Source organism: Thiomonas sp. DCM-2 (assembly GCF_056820905.1).
In genome coordinates, this window is the sequence record NZ_CM165962.1 from 1,327,479 (window position 1) to 1,350,061 (window position 22,583).

General features: G+C 63.8%; 24 protein-coding genes. 19 read left to right on the forward strand and 5 right to left on the reverse strand.

The features are described from left to right. The 4 genes from lpxA to AC1ZQA_RS06410 are packed head-to-tail and all read left to right on the forward strand — an operon-like array spanning nt 1 to nt 3,352. On the forward strand, nt 1-792 hold the full coding sequence (lpxA, locus tag AC1ZQA_RS06395; protein WP_482678973.1) for an acyl-ACP--UDP-N-acetylglucosamine O-acyltransferase: 792 nt from the start codon (nt 1-3) through the stop codon (nt 790-792). A gap of 7 nt (nt 793-799) precedes the next feature. Then, nucleotides 800-1,942, forward strand: a complete 1,143-nt coding sequence (gene lpxB, locus AC1ZQA_RS06400; protein ID WP_482678974.1) for a lipid-A-disaccharide synthase — start codon at nt 800-802, stop codon at nt 1,940-1,942. Further along, nucleotides 1,939-2,553 carry a ribonuclease HII gene (rnhB, locus tag AC1ZQA_RS06405; RefSeq protein ID WP_482678975.1) on the forward strand — a complete coding sequence of 205 codons (615 nt, stop codon included), beginning with the start codon at nt 1,939-1,941 and terminating at the stop codon, nt 2,551-2,553. Before lpxB ends, rnhB begins: the two co-directional genes overlap by 4 nt. A 13-nt stretch (nt 2,554-2,566) precedes the next feature. Continuing rightward, complete coding sequence (locus tag AC1ZQA_RS06410) at nt 2,567-3,352, forward strand: TrmH family RNA methyltransferase (protein ID WP_482678976.1); 786 nt, start codon at nt 2,567-2,569, stop codon at nt 3,350-3,352. A 9-nt stretch (nt 3,353-3,361) separates the two neighbouring features. On the opposite strand, the gene AC1ZQA_RS06415 is transcribed toward AC1ZQA_RS06410, so the two are convergent. Together AC1ZQA_RS06415 and ppsR are read right to left on the reverse strand one after the other, a co-directional pair. Further along, a complete protein-coding gene (locus tag AC1ZQA_RS06415) occupies nt 3,362-4,420 on the reverse strand; it encodes a hypothetical protein (protein ID WP_482678977.1) in 1,059 nt (352 codons plus the stop codon). Between the two features lie 12 nt (nt 4,421-4,432). Next, nucleotides 4,433-5,251 carry a posphoenolpyruvate synthetase regulatory kinase/phosphorylase PpsR gene (gene ppsR / locus AC1ZQA_RS06420; protein WP_482678978.1) on the reverse strand — a complete coding sequence of 273 codons (819 nt, stop codon included), beginning with the start codon at nt 5,249-5,251 and terminating at the stop codon, nt 4,433-4,435. 140 nt (nt 5,252-5,391) lie between these two features. Here ppsR and ppsA point away from each other — a divergent pair, with 140 nt between their 5' ends. From ppsA to dnaB, 6 genes are all read left to right on the forward strand, one after another. Then, nucleotides 5,392-7,779: a phosphoenolpyruvate synthase gene (gene ppsA / locus AC1ZQA_RS06425; RefSeq protein ID WP_482678979.1), complete on the forward strand. Its 2,388-nt coding sequence runs from the start codon at nt 5,392-5,394 to the stop codon at nt 7,777-7,779. Between the two features lie 170 nt (nt 7,780-7,949). After that, complete coding sequence (gene rpsF, locus AC1ZQA_RS06430) at nt 7,950-8,312, forward strand: 30S ribosomal protein S6 (protein ID WP_482678980.1); 363 nt, start codon at nt 7,950-7,952, stop codon at nt 8,310-8,312. Next, a complete protein-coding gene (gene priB / locus AC1ZQA_RS06435) occupies nt 8,312-8,602 on the forward strand; it encodes a primosomal replication protein N (RefSeq protein ID WP_482679285.1) in 291 nt (96 codons plus the stop codon). Before rpsF ends, priB begins: the two co-directional genes overlap by 1 nt. 2 nt (nt 8,603-8,604) lie before the next feature. Beyond that, nucleotides 8,605-8,895, forward strand: a complete 291-nt coding sequence (gene rpsR / locus AC1ZQA_RS06440; RefSeq protein ID WP_013106369.1) for a 30S ribosomal protein S18 — start codon at nt 8,605-8,607, stop codon at nt 8,893-8,895. A 15-nt stretch (nt 8,896-8,910) separates the two neighbouring features. Continuing rightward, nucleotides 8,911-9,363 (forward strand): 50S ribosomal protein L9, encoded by a 453-nt coding sequence (gene rplI / locus AC1ZQA_RS06445; RefSeq protein WP_482678981.1) that lies wholly within the window; start codon nt 8,911-8,913, stop codon nt 9,361-9,363. Nucleotides 9,364-9,492: 129 nt separating this feature from the next. Further along, complete coding sequence (gene dnaB / locus AC1ZQA_RS06450; protein ID WP_482678982.1) at nt 9,493-10,851, forward strand: replicative DNA helicase; 1,359 nt, start codon at nt 9,493-9,495, stop codon at nt 10,849-10,851. A gap of 106 nt (nt 10,852-10,957) precedes the next feature. Here dnaB and AC1ZQA_RS06455 read toward each other — a convergent pair whose 3' ends face one another. From AC1ZQA_RS06455 to AC1ZQA_RS06465, 3 genes are all read right to left on the reverse strand, one after another. After that, on the reverse strand, nt 10,958-12,610 hold the full coding sequence (locus AC1ZQA_RS06455; protein ID WP_482678983.1) for a PhoH family protein: 1,653 nt from the start codon (nt 12,608-12,610) through the stop codon (nt 10,958-10,960). 227 nt (nt 12,611-12,837) lie between these two features. Further along, complete coding sequence (locus tag AC1ZQA_RS06460) at nt 12,838-13,302, reverse strand: peroxiredoxin (protein WP_482678984.1); 465 nt, start codon at nt 13,300-13,302, stop codon at nt 12,838-12,840. Nucleotides 13,303-13,421: 119 nt separating this feature from the next. Then, entirely contained in the window at nt 13,422-13,796 is a 375-nt protein-coding gene (locus AC1ZQA_RS06465; protein ID WP_482678985.1) for an Mth938-like domain-containing protein, read from the reverse strand. A gap of 217 nt (nt 13,797-14,013) precedes the next feature. On the opposite strand from AC1ZQA_RS06465, the gene AC1ZQA_RS06470 reads away from it, so the two are divergent. The 9 genes from AC1ZQA_RS06470 (at nt 14,014) to mctP (ending at nt 22,583) form a co-directional block, all read left to right on the forward strand. Beyond that, on the forward strand, nt 14,014-15,258 hold the full coding sequence (locus AC1ZQA_RS06470) for a pyridoxal phosphate-dependent aminotransferase (RefSeq protein WP_482678986.1): 1,245 nt from the start codon (nt 14,014-14,016) through the stop codon (nt 15,256-15,258). A gap of 18 nt (nt 15,259-15,276) precedes the next feature. Continuing rightward, on the forward strand, nt 15,277-16,587 hold the full coding sequence (locus AC1ZQA_RS06475; protein WP_482678987.1) for a homoserine dehydrogenase: 1,311 nt from the start codon (nt 15,277-15,279) through the stop codon (nt 16,585-16,587). After that, complete coding sequence (thrC, locus tag AC1ZQA_RS06480; protein WP_482678988.1) at nt 16,587-18,029, forward strand: threonine synthase; 1,443 nt, start codon at nt 16,587-16,589, stop codon at nt 18,027-18,029. The genes AC1ZQA_RS06475 and thrC overlap by 1 nt, the downstream gene beginning before the upstream one ends. Continuing rightward, complete coding sequence (gene mobB / locus AC1ZQA_RS06485) at nt 18,029-18,550, forward strand: molybdopterin-guanine dinucleotide biosynthesis protein B (protein WP_482678989.1); 522 nt, start codon at nt 18,029-18,031, stop codon at nt 18,548-18,550. Before thrC ends, mobB begins: the two co-directional genes overlap by 1 nt. Then, complete coding sequence (locus AC1ZQA_RS06490; RefSeq protein ID WP_482678990.1) at nt 18,547-19,782, forward strand: molybdopterin molybdotransferase MoeA; 1,236 nt, start codon at nt 18,547-18,549, stop codon at nt 19,780-19,782. The genes mobB and AC1ZQA_RS06490 overlap by 4 nt, the downstream gene beginning before the upstream one ends. 3 nt (nt 19,783-19,785) lie before the next feature. Further along, entirely contained in the window at nt 19,786-20,043 is a 258-nt protein-coding gene (gene moaD / locus AC1ZQA_RS06495) for a molybdopterin converting factor subunit 1 (RefSeq protein WP_482678991.1), read from the forward strand. A 3-nt stretch (nt 20,044-20,046) separates the two neighbouring features. After that, nucleotides 20,047-20,538 (forward strand): molybdopterin synthase catalytic subunit MoaE, encoded by a 492-nt coding sequence (moaE, locus tag AC1ZQA_RS06500; protein ID WP_482678992.1) that lies wholly within the window; start codon nt 20,047-20,049, stop codon nt 20,536-20,538. A gap of 289 nt (nt 20,539-20,827) precedes the next feature. Then, nucleotides 20,828-21,040, forward strand: a complete 213-nt coding sequence (locus AC1ZQA_RS06505) for a DUF3311 domain-containing protein (protein WP_482678993.1) — start codon at nt 20,828-20,830, stop codon at nt 21,038-21,040. 4 nt (nt 21,041-21,044) lie between these two features. After that, nucleotides 21,045-22,583 carry a monocarboxylate uptake permease MctP gene (mctP, locus tag AC1ZQA_RS06510; protein WP_482678994.1) on the forward strand — a complete coding sequence of 513 codons (1,539 nt, stop codon included), beginning with the start codon at nt 21,045-21,047 and terminating at the stop codon, nt 22,581-22,583.

A 22,583-nucleotide genomic window follows, 5' to 3' on the forward strand; every position in this document is an offset into this window, starting at 1 on the left:
ATGCCGACGATTCATTCCACGGCGCAGGTCGATCCTCGCGCGGAGATTGCCGATGACGTCGAAATCGGTCCCTATGCGCTGATCGGCCCTCAGGTGCGCATTGGCTCAGGCACGCGCATCGGTGCGCATGTCATCGTTGAAGGGCGCACGCGCATTGGTGCGGACAACCGCCTGCATCCGTTCAGCGTCATCGGCGGCGAGCCGCAAGACAAGAAGTTCAAGGGAGAGGACACCGCGCTGGAGATCGGTGACCGCAATGTGATCCGCGAGTACTGCACCCTGCACATCGGCACGGTGCAGGACGGTGGCGTCACCCGTGTGGGCGACGACAACTGGATCATGGCCTACGTGCACATTGCCCACGACTGCCAGGTGGGCAGCCACACCATCTTCGCCAACAACGCACAGCTTGCTGGTCATGTGCAGGTCGGGGACTGGGCGGTGCTGGGCGGCTACACCGGGGTGCATCAGTTCGTGCGTGTCGGCGCCCATGTGATGACTGGGATCAGTTCGGTCATCCTGCAGGATGTTCCGCCCTACACCCTGGTCGCGGGAAATCCAGCCAAGCCGCATGGCATCAATACCGAAGGGCTGCGCCGCCGTGGCTACTCTGCCGAGCAGATCGCCGCGCTGCGCACAGCCTACCGTCTGCTCTACCGCCAGGGACTGACGCTGGAACAGGCACGCGGCGCGCTGGCGGATCTCGCGTCGGATCACGCGCAGGCCGCAGACGCGCTGGCTTTGCTGCAGAACTTTCTCTCGCACCCCGGGCGCGGCATCGTCCGCCCCTGAGCAGGAGATGGCTTCCGGCACGCTGGCTTTCGTCGCGGGGGAGTCGTCCGGCGATCTGCTGGCCTCGCATGTGTTGCACGCCCTGCATGCCAGGGCGCCGGACATGCGCATGGTCGGCATCGGCGGCCCACACATGCAGGCGGCAGGGTTCGACGCCTGGTGGCAGAGCGAGCGCCTGGCGGTCAATGGTTATGCCGACGTGCTGGCCCGCCTGCCAGAGCTCCTGCTGATGCGCCGCAAGCTGCGTCAGCGGCTCACGGCCCGGCCGCCTGCGGTGTTTGTCGGCGTCGATGCCCCCGACTTCAATCTGCAGCTCGAACGCCGCCTGCGGCAGGTCGGTGTTCCGGTGGTGCACATGGTGAGCCCATCGATCTGGGCCTGGCGGCGTGAACGCATCGACCTCATCCGGCAGGCGGTGGATCACATGCTGTGCGTCTTCCCGTTCGAGCCCGCCATCTACGCCGAGACCGGGGTGAAGGCCACGTATATCGGCCATCCGCTCGCCGAGGTCATTCCGCTCGATCCCGACCGCGGCGCGGCGCGTCGCGCGCTGGGGGTGTCGGCAGACGCACAGGTGCTCGCGGTGCTGCCCGGAAGCCGCCGCGCCGAAGTCAGGCATCTCATCGCTCCTTTCCTCGGCGCCGCCGCCCTGCTGGTGCAGCGCGGCCTGGCATCTTCCGTGGTGGTGCCGATTGCACACCCCAGTCTCAAGCCCATGGTGCTCCAGGCTGCCGCAGCGCATCCCACTCTGCCTCTGATCTTGATCGACGGCCAGTCGCATGTCGCCATGGCGGCCTGCAATCTGGCCATTGTCGCCAGCGGCACCGCCACACTGGAATGCGCCCTGTTCAAGCGGCCCATGGTGATTGGCTATCGCATGTCGGCGTTGTCCTGGCGGATGATGTCCGGACGCGGCTATCTGCCCGATGTTGGCTTGCCCAACATTCTCGCGGGCACCCGCCTGGTGCCCGAGCTGCTGCAGCATGACTGCACACCCGAGGCCTTGGCGCAGGCTGCCAATGGCCTGCTCGACGATGCCGCGCAGCAGCGTCAACTGCACGACCGTTTCATGGAGATGCATCTCAGCCTGCGGCGTGACACGGCGGCACTCGCCGCGCAGGCAATTCTCGACATGGTGGCGGCCCCATGACGCAGACTGCACTGTTCGGGCCAGGCGGAGCCGCGCCAGACGGCCTGATCGCCGGGTGCGACGAGGTGGGCCGCGGCCCCTGGGCGGGGCCCGTGGTGGCTGCCGCCGTGGTGCTCGATCCTGCCCGGCCCATCGCCGGGCTGGCCGACTCCAAGACGCTGAGCGCGCGCCGCCGCGTGCAGCTCGACGCGCAGATCCGCGCGCAGAGCCTGGCTTGGAACATTGCCGAATGCAGTGTCGAAGAAATCGATCGACTCAATATTCTCCAGGCCACGCTGCGGGCCATGCAGCGCGCCGTGGCCGGACTGCAGTGCCCGGTCGACCTGCTGCTGGTCGATGGCAACCAGACGCCCACCGTGTCCATGCCCTGCCGCGCGATCGTGGGTGGAGATGCGTCGCACCCTGCCATCAGTGCGGCCTCGATCATTGCCAAGGTCTATCGGGATGGCCTGATGGCCGATCTTGCCAAGCGCTATCCGGGCTACGGTTTCGAGCGCCACAGCGGCTATGGAACGGCGGCGCATCAGGCCGCTTTGCTTACACTGGGACCCTGTGCGGCACATCGTCGCAGCTTTGCTCCCATCCGGCGTTTGCTCACGCCCCCTCGTTGAAGGATGCCCTGCCTTGAAGCGCATTACCTCGGCTGAAAACCCGCTGATCAAGATCTTGCGCAGCCTGTCCACAGAACCCGGCGCGGTGCGCAAGCACGGGCAGGTCTGGCTGGAGGGCATTCATCTCATCGAGGCCGCGCTGGCTGCAGGCCATGCGGCAGAGCCGCTGATCACCACCGATACCGGCCTGCTCGACCCGGAAATCGCCGCCCTGGTGGAGCGCGTCGGCACGACGCAGACCGTGGTGCTGCATCAGGCGCTGTTCAACTGGATCACTGCGGTCGAAAACGGTCCTCCGGTGGGCATGCTGATCGCGCGCCCAAAGACCGGCAAGCCCAAGCCCGGCACCGCCCTCATTCTCGACCGGGTGCAGGACGCCGGCAATGTCGGCACCATGTTGCGCACTGCGGCAGCGGCGGGTTGCGGCGCGGTCTATCTGTTGCGCGGCTGCGCTGGGGTGTGGTCGCCCAAGGTCCTGCGCGCGGCCATGGGCGCGCACTTCGTCATTCCGGTGTTTGAAGATCCGCCTTGGGAGCAGGTGCTCAACATCGTCCCGCGCCCGATCTACGCCACGCACATGCAGGCGGACACGGTGCTGTACGAGCTCGATCTGAAGCAGCCCGTCACCTGGATTTTCGGTAACGAGGGGCAGGGCATTTCCGATGCGCTGGTGGCCAAGTGCTCGGCACTGGTGCGCATTCCGCAGGCCGACGGCATCGAGTCGCTCAATGTCGCGGCGTCAGCTGCGATCTGCCTCTACGAAGGCGTGCGCCAATCCCAGTTCAGCATGGCCGGCTGAACGGCTTCTTCAATCCGACGTTTGACGGATGAGGGCCAGCGAGAGCGACTGCGCCGAAGCCCAGACCCGTCCGCCCAGGCTCATGTGGGTGACATGGAGCTTGACTTCATGTTCGGCGGCCAGTTTTTTCAGCGCCTGCATTTCAGGCCAGTCGCGCAACTCGCGAATGCTGCCGTCATAGCTGATCTGGATGAGCGGGTAACGCAGTTGACCCGAGCGGATCGCAAGCGCCGCAGCATCAATGACCTGTGCAGCGGCCGACTTCCATTTGCTCGTGCGGGATTCCAGACCGAACCGCCCCGCCGTGCAGCTCAGCACCGGATAGCGGTGCATGATCTGGGTCAGGCGCGGGCTGCAGGCCTGCACCCAGGGCGCCAGATCGGGGTGTTCCAGTCTGCCCAGGGTGAACGCAATGTCTGCCGGATGGCCTGGCGCCAGCCAGACCTCGGTCTGCTCGGCCAGGGTGTTGGCAAAGCGTGCCAGACCGGGGAGATCGCCGGCGATCAGTTCCGGAGCGTGCAGCAACAGGCGCGCCTGCAGGGCAGGGCCACTCAGCAGCGAGCGGCTGTTGACGACCTGCAGGGCGTAGTCGGGTCTGAGCTGGCGCTCGCGGCGCAGATGGGTGATTTCTTCCTCGTGCTGCTGCACCATCTGCTCGACGCTGCGGCTGGCTTCAACCAGCGCCGGATGGGTGGCGAGCAGCAGCAGGCGATCGAAATTGAGCGCCAGATGGGGATGCATGCGGTAGCTCAACGCATCGACCGAGGGCGCGCTGACCTCGGCGCTGCGGATGCGCTCGTGGCTGAGCTGCCGCGCCACGGTGCGCACCTCGGCGGTTCCCTTGTCCAGCAGGGTGCGCCCGGGCCACTGGATGGTCAGCGGCAGAATGCGCACGCGCCGGTCGGCAGCCATCGTGCCCGACAGATCGGTGCCCGCGTCCACCATCAGCCCGATCAGCGGATGCAGCGCGCGGTCCGGGTCGATCGGCAGGGCTTCCTCGCGCTCGGGGATTTTCTGCTGGGTGGAGGCGAATCCCAGGAGGTAGGCGTTTTTGTCGTCTTCACGCATGGCGAGATGCTTTCAGTACTCCAGTCGATCCGGGCGGATTTGCTGCAGGATGGTGGTGGCGATTTCTTCGATGGATTTGTGCGTGGACGACAGCCAGCGGATGCCTTCGCGGCGCATGAGCTTCTCCGCCTCGCTCACCTCGTATCGGCAGTTGTCCAGCGCAGCGTAGCGGCTGTTCGGACGGCGTTCCGTGCGAATTTCACTCAGGCGCTCGGGGGTGATCGACAGCCCGAACAGCTTGTGCCGCAGACCGCTCAGCCCATCGGGCAGGCGCATGCGCTCGAAATCGTCCGGAATGAGCGGATAGTTTGCCGCCCGCACGCCATGCTGCATCGCCAGATAGAGCGACGTGGGCGTCTTGCCGCAGCGCGACACGCCCACCAGAATGACTTCGGCCTCGGCCAGATTGCGGGTGGACTGACCGTCATCGTGCATCAGCGAAAAATTGATGGCATCGATGCGGTTGTGGTACTGCGGGCTGTACGCCGCGTCCGAGAAACGGCCGATGCGGTGATTGGATTTGGCGCCAAACGCCACTTCCAGCGGCTGCACGAAGCTGTTGAACAGATCGAGCACCAGCGCCCGCGCACCTTGAATGATGTCGAGAACCTCCGGGTGCACCAGGGTGACGAACACGATGGGCTGCTTGCCCTCGGCGCGCTCGACCTCGTTGATGCGATCCACCGCATGCACGGCCTTTTCAACGGTATCGACGAACGGCAGCCGGATGCGGTGCGGCTGGACGTCGAATTGGGCCAGGATGGAGTTGCCGAACGTCTCGGCGGCGATGCCGGTGCCGTCCGAGACGAAAAAAACCGAGCGGTTAGGCATGAGTCAGGGTTCGAAACCTAGAATGGTTTCCATTGTCAGTGTGACGTGCGAAGACGACGAGATAACCCGAACGAAATATGTCATTTTCGCCACATTCAGCGCTGCGCACGATTTTTTTCATTCTATGAAGGACTTTCGTCATGACTCAACGAAACACGGCCCATAGCGGCAAAGAGCTCATTCTGCGGCTGGAAGATGTGCGCATGAGTGATATTGATCAGGTGGGCGGCAAGAATGCCTCACTCGGAGAAATGATCACGCAGTTGTCCAGCAGTGGGGTGCGCGTTCCCGGTGGCTTTGCCACCACGGCGTATGCATTCCGCGAATTCCTGCGCGCCGGTGGCCTGGATCAGCGCATCCATGCGGCGCTCGAGGCGCTGGATGCAGACGATGTGCGCGCGCTGGAGCGCACCGGTGCGCAAATCCGGCAGTGGGTGCTCGACACCCCGCTGCCCGCCGATCTGGAACAGGCCGTGCGCCAGGCCTACACCGACCTCACTGCGGGGCAACCCGAAACCTCGTTTGCCGTGCGCTCGTCCGCCACGGCAGAAGACCTGCCGGATGCCTCGTTTGCCGGACAGCAGGAGAGTTATCTCAACGTCAGCGGCATCGACGCCGTGCTGGACAAGATCAAGCACGTCTTCGCCTCGCTCTACAACGACCGTGCCATTTCCTACCGCGTGCACAAGGGCTTCATTCACAGCGATGTCGCCCTGTCGGCCGGGGTGCAGCGCATGGTGCGCAGCGACAAGGCGGTCTCCGGCGTGATGTTCACCCTCGATACCGAATCGGGCTTTCCCGATGTGGTGTTCATCACCGCGTCCTATGGTCTGGGCGAGACTGTTGTACAGGGCGCGGTCAACCCGGACGAGTTCTATGTGTTCAAGCCGACGTTGCGCGCGGGCAAGGACGCGGTGATCCGTCGCAATCTCGGCTCCAAGCTCATCCGCATGGAGTTCGCACCGCCCGGCTCGCCGCATCTGGTACAGACCACAGACACGCCGTCCGAACTGCGCAACCGTTATTGCCTGACCGATGCCGAGGCCCAGGAACTTGCGCGTTTTGCACTGACCATCGAGGCGCATTACCAGCGTCCGATGGACATCGAATGGGGCAAGGATGGCGTGGACGGCCAACTCTACATCCTGCAGGCCCGGCCGGAGACGGTGAAATCACGCGGCCAGGCGCACACCGAACAGCGCTACACCCTCAAGGGCAAGGGCGCGGTGCTGATCACCGGGCGCGCGATCGGCCAGAAAATCGGCGCCGGTCCCGTGCGCGTGGTGCATTCCATTGCCGACATGGATCATGTGCAGGCTGGCGACGTGCTGGTGACCGACATGACCGACCCGAACTGGGAGCCGGTGATGAAAAAGGCGGCGGCCATTGTCACCAACCGCGGCGGGCGCACCTGTCACGCTGCGATCATCGCGCGCGAACTGGGCATTCCCGCCGTGGTCGGCTGCGGCCATGCCACCGAAGTTCTCAAGGACGACATGCTGGTCACGGTGTCGTGCGCCCAGGGAGATACCGGGCAGATTTACGACGGGCTGCTGGAAACCGAGGTCACCGAGGTGCAGCGCGGCACCATGCCCGAAGTCCCGACGAAAATCATGATGAACGTGGGCAATCCCACCCTGGCCTTCGATTTTTCGCAGATTCCCAATCAGGGCGTCGGGCTGGCACGGCTGGAGTTCATCATCAACAACAACATCGGTGTCCACCCGCGTGCGGTGCTCGAATATCCGAACATTGATGCCGATCTGAAAAAGGCCGTGGAAAGCGTGGCGCGCGGTCACGTCAGCCCACGTGCCTTTTACGTGGACAAGCTCGCCGAGGGTGTTGCCACCATCGCTGCGGCGTTCTATCCCAAGCCGGTGATCGTGCGCCTGTCCGACTTCAAGTCCAATGAGTACAAGAAGCTCATCGGCGGTTCTCGCTATGAACCGGACGAAGAAAACCCCATGCTCGGATTCCGAGGCGCATCACGCTATGTCTCGCCCGACTTCGCGCAAAGCTTCGAGATGGAGTGCGTCGCGCTCAAGCGCGTGCGCGAACAGATGGGGCTGGACAACGTCGAAATCATGGTGCCCTTTGTGCGCACACTCGGCGAAGCCAAGGGGGTCATCGATTTGCTGGCCCGCCACGGGCTCAAGCGTGGAGACCATGGCCTGCGCGTGATCATGATGTGCGAAGTGCCGTCCAACGCGGTGCTTGCCAAGGATTTTTTGCAGTACTTCGACGGGTTCTCCATCGGCTCCAACGACCTGACCCAGCTCACCCTGGGTCTGGACCGCGACTCCGGGCTGGTGGCGCAGGCATTCGACGAGCGCGATCCAGCGGTGAAGGTGCTGCTGGCGCAGGCGATCGCCGCCTGCCGCGCCGAAGGGAAATACGTCGGCATTTGTGGACAGGGGCCGTCCGACCACCCCGACCTCGCGCAGTGGCTGATGGAGCAGGGCATTTCTTCCATCTCCCTCAACCCGGACACAGTGATTGCCACCTGGCAGCAGCTTGCCAAAAAGTAAGCCTCTCAAGCGGGAACGGTCTGTATATAATGCTTGGTTCCTTGCCGCACCGGCCAAGTTGCCAGAATTGACGCTCTGGCTGCCCCGGGCGGCTTTTATCCACAAGGACAGCGCACTGTCTGGCCAAAGGGCTGGTGCAGATGCTGCGTTGCCGCATTGAAGGAGTCTGCATGCGTCACTACGAAATCGTGTTGATTTTTCACCCGGATCAGAGCGAGCAAGTGCCCTCGATGATCGAGCGCTACAAAGCCACGGTCACCGCCAAGGGGGGGCAGCTGCACCGGGTCGAGGACTGGGGTCGCCGCCAACTGGCCTATCCCATCCAGAAGCTGGCCAAGGCGCATTACGCCTGCATGAACATCGAATGCGACCTCGACACCTTGCGTGAACTCGAGCACAGCTTCAAGTTCAACGACGCCGTGTTGCGCAGTCTGGTCATCAAGATGGACAAGGCGGAAACCGCGCCGTCCATCATGATGAAGCATGTCGAGCGCGAGGAAGCCCGCAAGGCGCAACAGGAGCAAACGGCCTGATCAATCGGCTCGATCTCCAGGGCACTCTGGCCGAACGCAGCGAACTGCGTTACACCCCGGCCGGCATCGAAGCGCTGGACTTCGTGTTGCAGCATCAATCCACCCAGTCCGAGGCCGGAGTGCCTTGTGATGTGCAGCTGGACATCGGCTGTGTCGGATTTGGACTGATCGCACGCGAACTTCAGCGCTTGAGCCCGGGAGCAGTCCTGCGCGTTTCCGGTTTTTTGCGTGCAACACGTCGCGGCTCGCGCCAGATGAAACTGCACGTCACACAATACATCGAGGTTTAACCATGGCACCACCACGCAAGTTTGACAAAAAGAACGATCCCAAGCGCGCCCGTCGCAACCAGCAGTCCTCGCTGTTCAAGCGCAAGCGCTTCTGCCGCTTCACCGTCGCCAAGGTCGAGCAGATCGACTACAAGGACGTTGATGTGCTCAAGGATCTGATCGCTGAAAACGCCCGCATCATTCCCGCCCGTCTGACCGGCACCAGCGCCCACTACCAGCGCCAGCTCAACACCGCCATCAAGCGCGCGCGCTTTCTGGCCTTGCTGCCCTACACCGACCTGCACAAGGGCTAATCCGGGGACGACATCATGCAAATCATTCTTCTCGAAAAAGTATTGAACGTCGGTAACCTGGGCGATGTGGTCAAGGTCAAGGACGGTTATGCCCGCAACTTCCTGATCCCGAAAAAAATGGCCCGCCGCGCCACTGCGGCAGCCATGGCGGAGTTCGAGGCGCGCCGCGCCGAGATGGAAAAGCACGCCGCCGACAAGCTGGCCCAGGCACAAGCCACTGGCGAAAAGCTGGCTGGCCTGGTCATCACCCTGGTCCAGAAGGCTGGGGTGGATGGCCGTCTGTTCGGCTCGGTCACCCATGGCGACGTGGCAGAAGCGCTCACCAAGCAGGGCTTCGAAGTGAGCAAGGCGCAGGTGCGCTTTCCCGCAGGCCATGTGAAGACGACCGGGGAACATCCGGTGTCGATCGCCCTGCATACCGATGTCGTCACTGACATCACCCTGCATGTCAAGGCTGAAGCGATGTAAGTTGTTTGGCTGATCATCGCTGCAGACAAGGGCCGCGCATGCGGCCCTTGTCGTCTGCGCTGCGGCCTGGCCTGCTGCGGCACAATGCCATTTCGAGTTTCCGCGCCCCATTTCCTGTTTGCCTCCGCCATGCAAGACCAAGCCATCGACGCCATCCGCACGCCGCCGCATTCCATCGAGGCGGAGCAGTCGGTGCTCGGCGGCTTGCTGCTCGATAACCAGTCCTTCGACAAGGTGGCCGATCTGCTGGTCGCGGCGCAGTTCTATCGTTACGAGCATCGCGCCATCTTCCAGGCCATTGCCGATCTGATCAACCTGAACAAGCCGGCCGATGTGATCACTGTGCTGGAGGCGCTGCAATCCATCGGCAAGCACGAGGAGTGCGGCGGTCTGCCTTACCTCAATTCGCTCGCGCAATGTGTGCCCAGTGCGGCCAACATCCGGCGCTATGCCGAGATCGTGCGCGAGCGCTCGGTGTTGCGCCAGTTGGTCACCATCAGCGATGACATTGCGCAGAACGCCTTGAACCCGCAGGGCCGCGGTGTGCAGCAGATTCTCGACGAGGCCGAGTCGCGCATCTTTGCCATTTCGGAAGAGGGCGCCAAATCCGCTGCCGGTTTTCAGTCGATGAAGGGCTTGCTGGGGGATCTGCTCAAGCGCGTGAGCGAGCTGGCCGAGCGGGGCGGCACGGACACCACGGGCGTGCCCACCGGCTTTGCCGACCTCGACCGCATGACGGCCGGTTTGCAGCCCGGCGATCTGGTCATCGTCGCTGGTCGTCCGTCCATGGGCAAGACCGCGTTTTCGCTGAACATTGCCGAGCACGTGGCGATCAATGAGCAATTGCCCGTGGCCGTGTTCAGCATGGAAATGGGCGCCTCGCAGCTGGTGCTGCGGGTGGTGGGTTCGATGGGGCGGATCGATCAGAGCCATCTGCGCACCGGTCAGCTCTCCGAAGACGAATGGACCCGCTTGCCGGAAACCATCGAACGCCTGCAGGACGTGCACATGCACATCGACGAGACTCCGGCGCTCAACCCCCTGGAGCTGCGCGCGCGCTCGCGTCGTCTGGCGCGCCAGTTTGGTGGGCGGCTAGGCCTGATCGTCGTGGATTACCTGCAGCTCATGTCGTCCTCGCGCGACGGCGAAAACCGCGCAACGGAAATCTCGGAGATCTCCCGTTCTCTCAAGGCGCTGGCCAAGGAATTGCATTGCCCGGTCATCGCGCTGTCGCAGCTCAACCGGGACCTGGAAAAGCGTACCGACAAGCGCCCGGTGATGAGCGACTTGCGCGAGTCGGGCGCCATCGAGCAGGATGCGGACGTGATCCTGTTCATCTACCGCGATGAGGTCTACAACAAGGACTCGAAGGATGCCGGGGTGGCCGAGGTCATCATCGGCAAGCAGCGCAACGGCCCGATTGGCGTCGTGCACCTTGCCTTCATCAAACCGCTGACCCGCTTCGAAAACCTGACGCGCGAGTTCTGAGCGCACCCAGGGGCGGCTCGCCGTCCCGCCTCCCAGTGGGGGAAAGGAAACTTGGAGGGGCCCTGTGTTTCCTTGAGAGCGCGCGCCGTTTTCCTGCTGACAACCCCTACAGCACCTCGCTGGCGTAATCGGCCAGGCGGCTGCGCTCGCCACGGGCGAGGGTCACGTGGCCGCTGTGTGCCCAGCCCTTGAAACGGTCGACGACGAAGGTCATGCCCGAGCTCCCTTCGGTCAGATACGGGGTGTCGATCTGCGCGATATTGCCCATGCAGACCAGCTTGGTGCCCGGACCGGCGCGCGTGATCAGCGTCTTCATCTGCTTGGGCGTGAGGTTCTGCGCTTCGTCGATGATGACGTATTTGTTGAGGAAGGTCCGTCCGCGCATGAAATTCATGCTCTTGATCTTGATTTTCGAGCGAATGAGTTCCTGTGTGGCAGCGCGGCCCCATTCGCCGCCCGAGTTGCCGCCTTCGCTCTGGTTGAGTACCTCGAGGTTGTCATCGAGCGCGCCCATCCAGGGGCCCATCTTTTCCTCTTCGGTTCCGGGCAGATAGCCGATGTCCTCGCCCACGGGAACGGTCACGCGGGTGACGATGATTTCGTTGTAGCGCCGCGCGTCGAGCACCTGCGACAGGCCGGCGGCCAGCGCGAGCAGCGTCTTGCCGGTGCCGGCCTGACCGGCCAGGGTGACGAAATCGACTTCCGGGTCCATCAGCAGATTGAGGGCGAAGTTCTGTTCGCGGTTGCGCGCCGTGACGCCCCAGACGGCGTTCTTCTGATGGGCATGATCGCGCATGACCTGCAACACAGCGGTGTTGGCCCGAATCTCCTTGACGCGGGCATACAGCGGTGGGGCGCTGCCACTCTCCCAGTACACCGCCTGGTTGACCAGCATCTGACTGACGAACTTGCCCTGCACGCGGTAATAGGTGTTGCCGCCCTGCTGCCAGCTTTCCACCGACTTGGCCTGCCGATCCCAGAAATCGGGCGGCAGCACCATCATGCCGGTGTAGAGCAGATCGACGTCGTCGAGCGTCTTGTCGTTGGCATAGTCCTCGGCGTGCAGTCCGAGGGCGCGGGCCTTGACCCGCATGTTGATGTCCTTGGACACCAGCACGACCGGGCGATCGGCATGGATGCGCGTGAGATCCTGCAGCACGGCAAGAATCTGGTTGTCCGCCTTGCCTTGCGGCAGGGCGATGGGCAACTCCACATCGTGCGCGCGGGTCTGGAAGAACAGACGGCCCTTGGCCTCGGCATGACCGGTGCGGCTCAGGGCGATGCCCTGATCGATGGCGCTGCCGGTATCGGCCACCAGCGCGTCCAGCTCCCGGCTGACCTGGCGCCCGTTGCGCGCCACTTCCGACAAGCCCTTCTTGTGCGCGTCGAGTTCCTCCAGCGTCACCATGGGCAGATAAATGTCGTGCTCCTCAAAGCGGTAGAGCGACATCGGATCATGCAGCAGAACATTGGTGTCGAGCACGAAGAGCTTGGCAGGTTCCAGACGCGCTGCTGCCCGCTTGGCCGCTGCGGGCTTTTCGTTCGGGCGCTCCACAGCCGCGCTCGTCGCGGCCACCGCCACGGGCATGCCTTCCGGCGCGTGCGCCAGCGGCGCTGCCTCCGGGGGTTTGACAGCCTGCCTGGCGGTTGTCGTGGCTCTGTTGCGCGCAGGCCTTTCCGGCTGGGCCGAGGCCGAAGCGGGCTTGACAGCCTGTGTCAGCAGGCTACCCATGGACTTTGGTGGGGGAGGCAGGGGCATGGCGTGGGCAGTCGGTTGAAGGGTTGGAAGGCGCGCGGCGTGGACAATAAAAAACCGCCGACTGTTGGGTCACAGCACGGCGGCGTTCAGCTCGTTGTGGATGGGGGGCGTGACGGTCTGCGCATCGCCTTGGTGAGCGATGCAGAGATGGCCATCTCTGCCAAGGACTGTTGTGCAGCGGAATCGGATGTTCAAGACAAAGCGCCGCGCTGGGAGGGATTGCCGAGTCAGAGTTTCTGGATGACGTCGAGCACTTCGTCCACATGCCCGGCCACCTTGACACCGCGCCATTCCTGGCGCAGCACCCCTTCGGCGTCGATGACAAAGGTGCTGCGCTCGATTCCCTTGACTTTCTTGCCGTACATGATCTTGTTCTTCACCACGCCAAACATGTGGCAGAGCTTTTCTTCGGTGTCTGCGATCAGGTCGAAAGGGAGTTCGAGGTGGGCCTTGAACTTTTCGTGCGACAGCAGGTTGTCGCGCGAGATGCCGAAAATCACGGCGTTCGCTGCCTCGAATGCTGCAAAGTTGTCGCGGAAGTGCATGGACTCGGTGGTGCAACCGGGAGTCATGTCCTTGGGGTAGAAGTAGAGAACAATTTTTTTGCCCAGATAGTTTTTCGGGCTGAATTGCACGCCACTGGTGGCGGCGGCTTCGAAATCGGGAACCACTTTATTCAAGACCAAAGCCATGAAGTCTCCTGCTGGGCTGCTGCATCGTTTTGTCCACGCGCTGTGATCAGTTTTGATTGTCGCGGCAGAGAACGGTCGGACGTAAAACCTTATTTTATCTTGCGCCGCAAAATGCGGCCTCACTCGATGATCAAGGCGGCCAGAACCCGGCGGCCTTCACCGGCCAGAATGTTGTAGGTGCGGCAGGCGGCTGCGGTGTCCATGACCTCCCAGCCAATGCGCTGCGCAATGAGCTGGCGCATCAGGGAAGGCGGGAGAAGATGCTGCCGCGTGCCGGTGCCGATGAGCACGAGTTCGGGCAGCGGCTCCCCCAGCAAGGTCTGGATGTGCGCGGCCTGCAGCGCATGGACACTGTCCACTCCCCAGGGCTGTGGGGCTTGCTGCGGCGCAAACAGGCAGGCGGTGGTGTGCCGTACTCCGTTGACCGTGACATAGCCAGGCCCGTAGGCGGTGACCATCTGCGTGTCGGGAGCGAAATCGGGCTGGAGTTTCATGGCTGCTGCGGTGGCCGCTTTGGCGATTTTCCGGTTGAAAATTCCGTGAAAACGCAGGGAGTTCCAATGGCCGGGTTTGCAGATGGAGGTAAATTATAGGGTTCGCCCTAGGGTTTGCAGGTGGGCGTCGGCCCGAGTCCCCAGGCCCAGCGGGGGCGGATCCGGCGCCTGGCCGCGCGATGTGGGGCGTTTTCGAAGTCGATCGAGTGAGGTGCGTGTGCGCGAATTTCGTAAGTCCGACAAACTGGCCGATGTCTGCTATGACATCCGCGGCCCCGTGCTCGACAAGGCGCGGCAGATGGAAGAGGATGGTCAGCGGATCATCAAGCTCAATATCGGCAACCTGGCGGTATTCGGCTTCGAGCCGCCCGACGAGATCGTGCAGGACATGATCCACAACCTGCCGAGCGCCGCGGGCTACACGGACTCCAAGGGGTTGTTCGCGCCGCGCAAGTCCATCGTGCACTACACCCAGGAGAAGGGCATTGCCGGGGTGGGGATCGACGATGTGTTCATCGGCAACGGTGCCTCCGAACTCATCAACATGGCGATGAACGCGCTGCTCAACAACGGTGACGAGGTGCTGATTCCGGCGCCCGACTATCCGCTCTACACTGCTTCGGTGGCGCTGTCGGGCGGCAACCCGGTGCACTACATCTGCGACGAGCAGTCGGACTGGTATCCCGACATTGCCGACATCCGCAGCAAGATCACGCCCCATACCCGGGCCATCGTGGTGATCAACCCCAACAATCCCACCGGGGCGCTGTATCCGCGCGAACTGCTTGAGGAGATCGTGCAGGTGGCGCGCGAGCATGAGCTGATCGTGTTCGCCGACGAGATTTACGACAAGACGCTTTACGACGGTAACACCCACACCAGCATCGCCTCGCTGGCCGACGATGTGCTGTTCATCACGTTCAATGGCCTGTCGAAGAACTACCGCTCCTGCGGATATCGCTCGGGCTGGATGGTGGTGTCGGGCAACAAGCGGCATGCCCGCGACTACATCGAGGGACTGACCATGCTGGCGTCGATGCGCCTGTGCGCCAACACGCCGGGTCAGCTGGCCATCCAGACCGCACTGGGCGGTTACCAGAGCATCAAGGATCTCGTGGCCCCGCAGGGACGGCTGACCAAGCAGCGCGATCTGGCGTACGAACTGCTGTCGCAGATTCCGGGCGTCAGCGTGGTCAAGCCGAAGGCGGCGCTGTACATGTTTGTGCGCCTCGATCCCAAGGTGTATCCCATCACCGACGACCAGCAGTTTGCCTACGACCTGCTGGCGCAGGAGAAAGTGCTGATCGTGCAGGGCACCGGCTTCAACTGGCCGCAGCCCGATCATTTCCGGCTGGTGTTTCTGCCCAATGCCGATGATCTGACCGAGGCGATCGGCCGCATCGCGCGATTCCTCGAACACCTCCGCAAGCGCAACCGCGCCGTTGCCTCGGCCTCGGCCTGATCTCCACTCCCGTTCTCTATGAAACCTTTACAGATTGCCCTTCTCGGCGCGGGCACAGTGGCCAGCGGTGTGGTCAAGGTGCTTGCGCGCAACCAGGAAGAGATCCAGCGACGCGCCGGGCGTGGCATTGCGATCGAGGCGATTGCCGCGCGCAACCCTGCGAAGGCGCGCGCTGCCCTGGGGGATGCGCTGCCCATCACCACCGATTTCATGGCCCTGGCCACACGGCCCGATATCGACATCGTCGTGGAACTCATGGGTGGCTTCAGTCCGGCGCGCGAACTGGTGCTGGCAGCCATTGACGCGGGCAAGCATGTGGTCACGGCCAACAAGGCGCTGCTGGCATTGCATGGCAACGAGATTTTCGCGGCGGCGCAGGCCAAGGGCGTGATGGTGGCCTTCGAGGCGGCGGTGGCCGGCGGCATTCCCATCATCAAGGCGGTGCGCGAAGGGCTGGCAGGCAACCGCATCGAATGGGTTGCGGGCATCATCAACGGCACCACCAATTTCATCCTGTCGGAAATGCGCGACAAGGGGCTGGACTTTGCCAGTGCGCTTCAGCAGGCGCAGGCGCTGGGCTACGCCGAGGCCGACCCGACCTTCGACATCGAGGGTGTGGACGCGGCGCACAAGGCCACCATCCTCTGCGCCATCGCGTTTGGCGTGCCGGTGCAGTTCGACAAGGCCTATGTCGAGGGCATCACCGCCTTGCAGTCCGCCGATATTCGCTACGCCGAGCAACTGGGCTACCGCATCAAGCTGCTGGGCATCACCAAGCGCACGGCGCAGGGCATCGAACTGCGCGTGCATCCCACCCTGATTCCGGCCACCCGGCTGGTCGCCAATGTCGAGGGGGCGATGAATGCCGTAGTGGTGCAGGCCGATGCCGTGGGACCCACGCTGTATTACGGCAAGGGCGCAGGCTCCGAGCCCACGGCGTCCGCGGTGATTGCCGATCTGGTGGACGTGACCCGGCTGCACACGGCCGACCCCGAGCACCGCGTGCCGCATCTGGCCTTTCAGCCCGATGCGATGAGCGATCTGCCCATTCTGCCGATGGACCAGGTGGTGACGGCCTATTACCTGCGGCTGCGGGTTGCCGATCGTGCCGGCGTGCTGGCCGATCTCACCCGCATCCTCGCGGACGGGGGCATTTCCATCGATGGTCTGATCCAGCGCGAGGCCGGGGAGGGCGAGCACCAGACCGATGTCATCATCCTCACCCACGACACCCAGGAGGCGCGCATGAATGCCGCCATGGCCCGCATGCAGGCCCTGCCCAGCGTGCACGCGCCCATCGTGCGCATTCGCAAAGAGGAGTTGCGCTGATGCGTTACCTGAGCACCCGCGGCGAGTCCGCGACCCGCGGCTTTTCCGACATCCTGCTCGAGGGCCTCGCGCCTGATGGCGGCCTCTACCTGCCCGAGCACTATCCGCAGATCGACGCAGCCACGCTGGCGCGCTGGCGCGATTTGTCCTACGTCGATCTGGCACATGAAATCCTGTCGCTTTTCATCACCGACATTCCCGCAGACGATCTGCGCGGCCTGATTGCCAAGACCTATACCGCCGACGTGTTTGGCGGGGATGCCCGCATCGTCCCGCTCAAGCCCCTGCAGGGCGATCCGGGCCTGGCCCTGCTTGGCCTGTCCGAGGGGCCGACCCTGGCGTTCAAGGACATGGCCATGCAACTGCTCGGCAATCTGTTCGAGTACGCGCTGGCGCGGCAGGGCGCCGAGCTCAACATCCTGGGCGCAACCTCGGGAGACACCGGCAGCGCGGCCGAATACGCCATGCGCGGCAAGCGCGGCATCCGCGTGTTCATGCTCTCGCCCTTCGGCAAGATGAGCGCATTCCAGACCGCGCAGATGTATTCGCTCGCCGATCCCAACATCCACAACATCGCGGTGCAAGGGGTGTTCGACGATGCGCAGGACATGGTCAAGGCCGTGTCCAATGACCTCGACTTCAAGCGCCGCTGGCGCATCGGCACGGTCAATTCCATCAACTGGGCGCGGCTGGCAGCGCAGATCGTCTACTACTTCGCCGGCTACTTCCAGGCCACGCGCAGCAATGCCGAGCAGGTCAGTTTCACCGTGCCCTCGGGCAACTTCGGCAACATCTGCGCCGGGCATGTGGCGCGCATGATGGGGCTGCCGATCCGCAAGCTGGTGCTGGCCACCAATGAAAACAATGTGCTCGACGAGTTCTTCCGCACCGGTCTCTACCGCCCGCGCAAGTCGGCCGAAACCCATCACACCTCCAGCCCGTCGATGGACATTTCCAAGGCCTCGAATTTCGAGCGCTTCGTGTTCGATCTGCTGGGCCGGGACGCCCGGCGGGTGAACGCGCTGTTCTCCACCGAACTGCAGCAAAAAGGCCTGTTCGATCTGTCGGCCGATGCGGCATTCGCCAGGGTGGCAAGCGACTACGGCTTCGCCTCCGGCAGCAGCACCCATGCCGACCGTCTGGCCACCATCCGCAGCGTCTGGCAGGGCAGCCAGAGGATGATCGACACCCATACCGCCGACGGCGTGAAGGTTGCGCGCGAACACCTGGAGCCGGGTGTGCCCATGCTGGTGCTCGAAACCGCGCTGGCCGCCAAATTCCCCGAGACCATCCAAGAGGCGCTGGGCATCGCACCGCCCCGGCCCGCCGGGCTGGAGGATCTGGAACGCCGACCGCAGCGCTTCGCGGTCATGCCCGCCGAGGTGGAGGCGGTGAAGTCGTATATCGCCATGCACTGCACCACAGGGGCAACGGTCGTCTGATGAAAGTCGTCGGCTTTGCCGGGTTTTCCGGCAGTGGCAAGACCACGCTGGTCGAAACGCTGGTGCAGCATTTCGTGCTCGATGGCCTGCGGGTGTCGGTGCTCAAGCATGCGCATCACCGCTTCGACATCGACCATCCGGGCAAGGACACCTGGCGGCACCGCGAGGCGGGCGCGTATGAGGTGCTGGCCGCATCCGACGCCCTGATTGCGCTGCAGCGCCGCCTGCCGCAGCCGCAGGAACTCGGCGTGCCCGAACTGCTGCCCATGCTCGATCCGCAGGTCGACTGGGTGTTCGTCGAAGGCTTCAAACAGGCCCGTCTGCCCAAGGTCGAAGTCTGGCGAGCCAGCACCGGGCGGCCGCTGTGCTATCCCGACGATCCACAGATTCTGGCGCTCGCCACCGACTCGCCTCAGCACCTTCCGGCGCCTATCCCTGCGGCGATCCTCGACATCAACACGCCGTCTGCCGTGGCCGCCTGGTTGTTGGACAATGCATGCCAATTCGCGTACCAGCCATGAATGCTCCTGCCTCTGCCTTGATCGATCCGGATCTCGCCTTGCAGCGCCTGCTTGCTGCGGCAAGCGCAATCGTTGAAACCGAGACCCTGCCCATTTCCGCCGCGTTGGGGCGCGTGCTCGCCGCAGACGTGCGCTCTTCCATCGACGTGCCGCCGGCAGACAACACGGCGATGGACGGCTACGCCCTGCGCAGTGCCGATGTGCCGACTGCTGGCGTGCTGCTGCCGGTGAGCCAGCGCATCCCGGCCGGTGCGGTGCCGCAGCCCTTGCAGGCCGGCACGGCGGCGCGCATCTTCACTGGCGGGCTCATTCCTCCGGGGGCCGATGTCGTGGTCATGCAGGAGCAATGCACCGCCGAGGGCAACGCGGTGCGCATCAACACCGTGCCGCATGTCGGCGACTGGGTGCGGCGGCGCGGCCTGGACGTGCAGGCGGGCAGCGTGGTGCTGGCTGCGGGGCAGCGCCTGCGCCCGCAGGATCTGGGGTTGGCGGCGTCCGTCGGTGTGGCAACGCTCAGCGTGCGGCGCAAGCCACGCGTTGCCATGCTGTTCACTGGCGACGAACTCGCGATGCCGGGTGAGCCGTTGCGCCCCGGTGCGATCTACAACTCCAACCGCTTTGTCATCCAGGCCCTGCTGCAGGCGGCGGGCTGCGAGGCCACAGACTTCGGCATCGTCCCGGACCGGCTGGATGCCACTCGCGCCGTGATGCGACAGGCCGCACAGCAGCACGACCTCATCGTCTCCACCGGCGGCATGTCGGTGGGCGAGGAAGACCATGTCAAACCCGCCGTGCTGGCAGAGGGCACGCTCGATCTGTGGCAGATCGCCATGAAGCCGGGCAAGCCGCTGGCCTTTGGTCAGGTGCGCCGCGAGGCAGGGCAGGGTGAGGCTGCGTTCATCGGCCTGCCGGGCAATCCGGTGTCGAGCTTCGTCACTTTCCTGCTGTTCGTCCGGCCCTATCTGCTCGCACTGCAAGGTGTGACACAGGTCGCGCCGACTGCCCTGCCGGTGCGTGCGGCGTTCGACTGGCCCCGGCCTGACAGGCGGCGGGAATACCTGCGCGTGCGGCTCAATGCCCAGGGCGAGGCCGAACTGTTCCCATCGCAAAACTCGGCGGTGCTCACCTCCACCGTCTGGGCGGACGGGCTGGTGGACAACCCGCCGCAGCATCCCATTCAGCGCGGCGACATGCTGCGCTACCTGCCGTTCTCCTCTTTGTTGCAAGGCTGAATCATGCGCGTGCAAGTGCGTTACTTCGCCAGCGTGCGCGAAATCGTCGGTCTGGCGCAAGAGACTCACGATCTGCCAGACACGGTGCAGACTGTCGGCCAGGCGCGCGACTGGCTGCGCGCGCAGGGCGGGCGCTATGCCCTGGCGCTGGCTGCTGGCAAGCCGTTGCGCGTTGCCTGCAACCAGGTGATGTGCGACGCCGACACGGCCCTGCAGCCCGGTTGCGAAGTCGCCTTCTTTCCGCCGGTGACAGGGGGCTGAGCCATGGTGCCGGTCAACATTCGCATCCAGACCGAACCGTTCGACCTTGGCGCTGAAACGCAGGCGCTGCGCGCCGGTCGACTGGAGGTGGGGGCGATTGCCAGTTTCATCGGTCTGTGCCGAGACCACCACCCGGGGGTGTGCGATCCGGGGCATGTGCAGGCCATGGAACTGGAGCATTATCCCGGCATGACCGAGCGCGCCATTGCCGACATGGTGCGGGACGCGCAGAGCCGCTGGCCTCTGCTCGGGGTCACGGTGATTCACCGCGTGGGGCGTTTGCTGCCGGGCGACGACATCGTGCTGGTGCTCGTGGCGAGCAGCCACCGCGCTGCGGCGTTTGCTGCCTGCGAATTCCTCATGGACTACCTCAAGACCCAGGCGCCGTTCTGGAAGAAGGAAACCACGCCTGAAGGCGCGCATTGGGTGGATGCGCGCGAATCCGACGACGCCGCGCTGCGCCGCTGGGGTGTGGCCTCCGACAACGCGGCCTGAATTGCCGCACGCAGTTCCCAGTTCTCTCCTCCCTCCCCGCCGGCGGGGAGGTGCATGACAGATGCGCGACCTGTGGCCGATCGCGCTCTTGACGGTTGCGGGGCATCAGGATTTACCCGCACGAACGGTCGTGCATTTTCGTTTGCTTGCGTCTGACGCATTCAGATACACGCATTTGTAAACGCCTGGGCTAATCTGGGACAGTCAGCGCACCGGAGATAGCCTCCGGGGCCTAAAACACAAGCGAAGGCCGTCACAAACGCGCCGCTCAAGTCCAGGAGACCGTTCCATGTCCACACCCAAGAAACTGGGGCCGCTGCAGTTCATTCTGCTGGCGATACCCTGCGTTGCCGTGCTCATCATTCCCTACTTCAACAAACTGGAACCGAGCGTGTTCGGCATTCCGTTCTTCTACTGGTGGCAACTGGTCTGGGTGCCGCTGTCCGGGGTGTTCATCGCCATTGTTTACAAGATGGTCGTCCCGGCCGGAAGCGGAGACTGATGCCATGAATGTCGTTGCTACGGTTGTCTTTGTCGCGCTGTTCGTCGGCATCGCGGTACTGGGTTTCGCCTCGGCGCATTGGCGCAAGGGCGACATGAACCACCTGCATGAATGGGGTCTGGGCGGGCGCCGCTTTGGTACCTGGATCACCTGGTTCCTCATCGGCGGCGATCTCTACACCGCCTACACCTTTGTCGCAGTCCCGGCGCTGGTGTTCGGTGCCGGGGCGCTGGGCTTCTTTGCGCTGCCCTACACCGTGCTGGTCTATCCGATGGTGTTCGCCATTCTGCCGCGTCTGTGGATCGTGGCGAGAAAGCACAACTACATTACTGCGTCGGACTTTGTTGCGGGGCGCTACGGCAGCCCGGCGCTGGCGTTGGCGATCGCGGTGACGGGCATCGTGGCCACCATGCCGTACATCGCGCTGCAGCTGGTGGGCATTCAGGTGGTGATCGGCGGGCTGGGCTTTTCCACGCAGGGGCTGATGGGGGATGTCCCGCTGGTCATCGCCTTTGTCATTCTCGCGGCGTTCACCTACACCAGCGGCCTGCGCGCACCGGCGTCGATTGCCGTGGTCAAGGATCTGCTGGTGTACATCACGGTGATTGCGCTGATCATCGTGGTGCCCATCAAGCTCGGCGGCTTTGCCAACATTTTTGCCGCGATTCCGAAAGAGCATTTGCTGCTGCCGCCCGTGAAGGACGGCAACCTGGGGCTGCAGTCGTTCTATCCCACCCTGGCGTTCGGCTCGGCGCTGGCGCTGATGCTCTACCCGCACGCCACCACCGCAGTGCTGTCGGCCAAGGGGCCGAACACCCTGCGCCGCAACTGGGTGTTTCTGCCGGCGTACTCGTTCATGCTGGGCTTGATCGCGCTGTTGGGTTATATGGCCTACGCTTCGGGCATTGCCAAGATGCCTGATCTGGCGCCGTACTTCAAGCAGTATGGCCCGCAGTTCGCCATGCCTGGGCTGCTGCTGCATTACTTCCCGAGCTGGTTCGTCGGCATCGGGTTTGCTGCTGTGGCCATTGGCGCGCTGGTGCCTGCGGCCATCATGTCGATTGCTGCGGCCAATCTGTTCACCCGCAACATCTACAAGGCCTACATCAACCCCGAGTGCTCTCACGCCAAGGAAACCGACATGGCCAAGCTGGTGTCGCTGATCGTCAAGTTCGGCGCGCTGCTGTTCATTGTGTTCCTGCCGCTGACCTATGCGATTCAGCTGCAGCTGCTCGGTGGCATCCTGATCCTGCAGACGCTGCCGGCCATCGTCTCGGGCATCTACACCCGCTGGTTCGATGCCAAGGCGCTGCTGCTGGGCTGGGCGGCGGGTCTGGCCTGGGGCATCTGGGCAGCGTCGCTCACCGGGTTTCAGAAGTCAGGCTATGCACTGCACATTGCGGGCATGGTGATTCCGGCCTACATCGGCTTGTACGCCCTGGTGCTCAATTTCGTGGTGGCCATTGTCGCCACCGTGGTCATCCGCATGGTGGGAGCGTCGAATGACGCTGACGCCACGGTTGCGGCAGATTACGCAGGATAA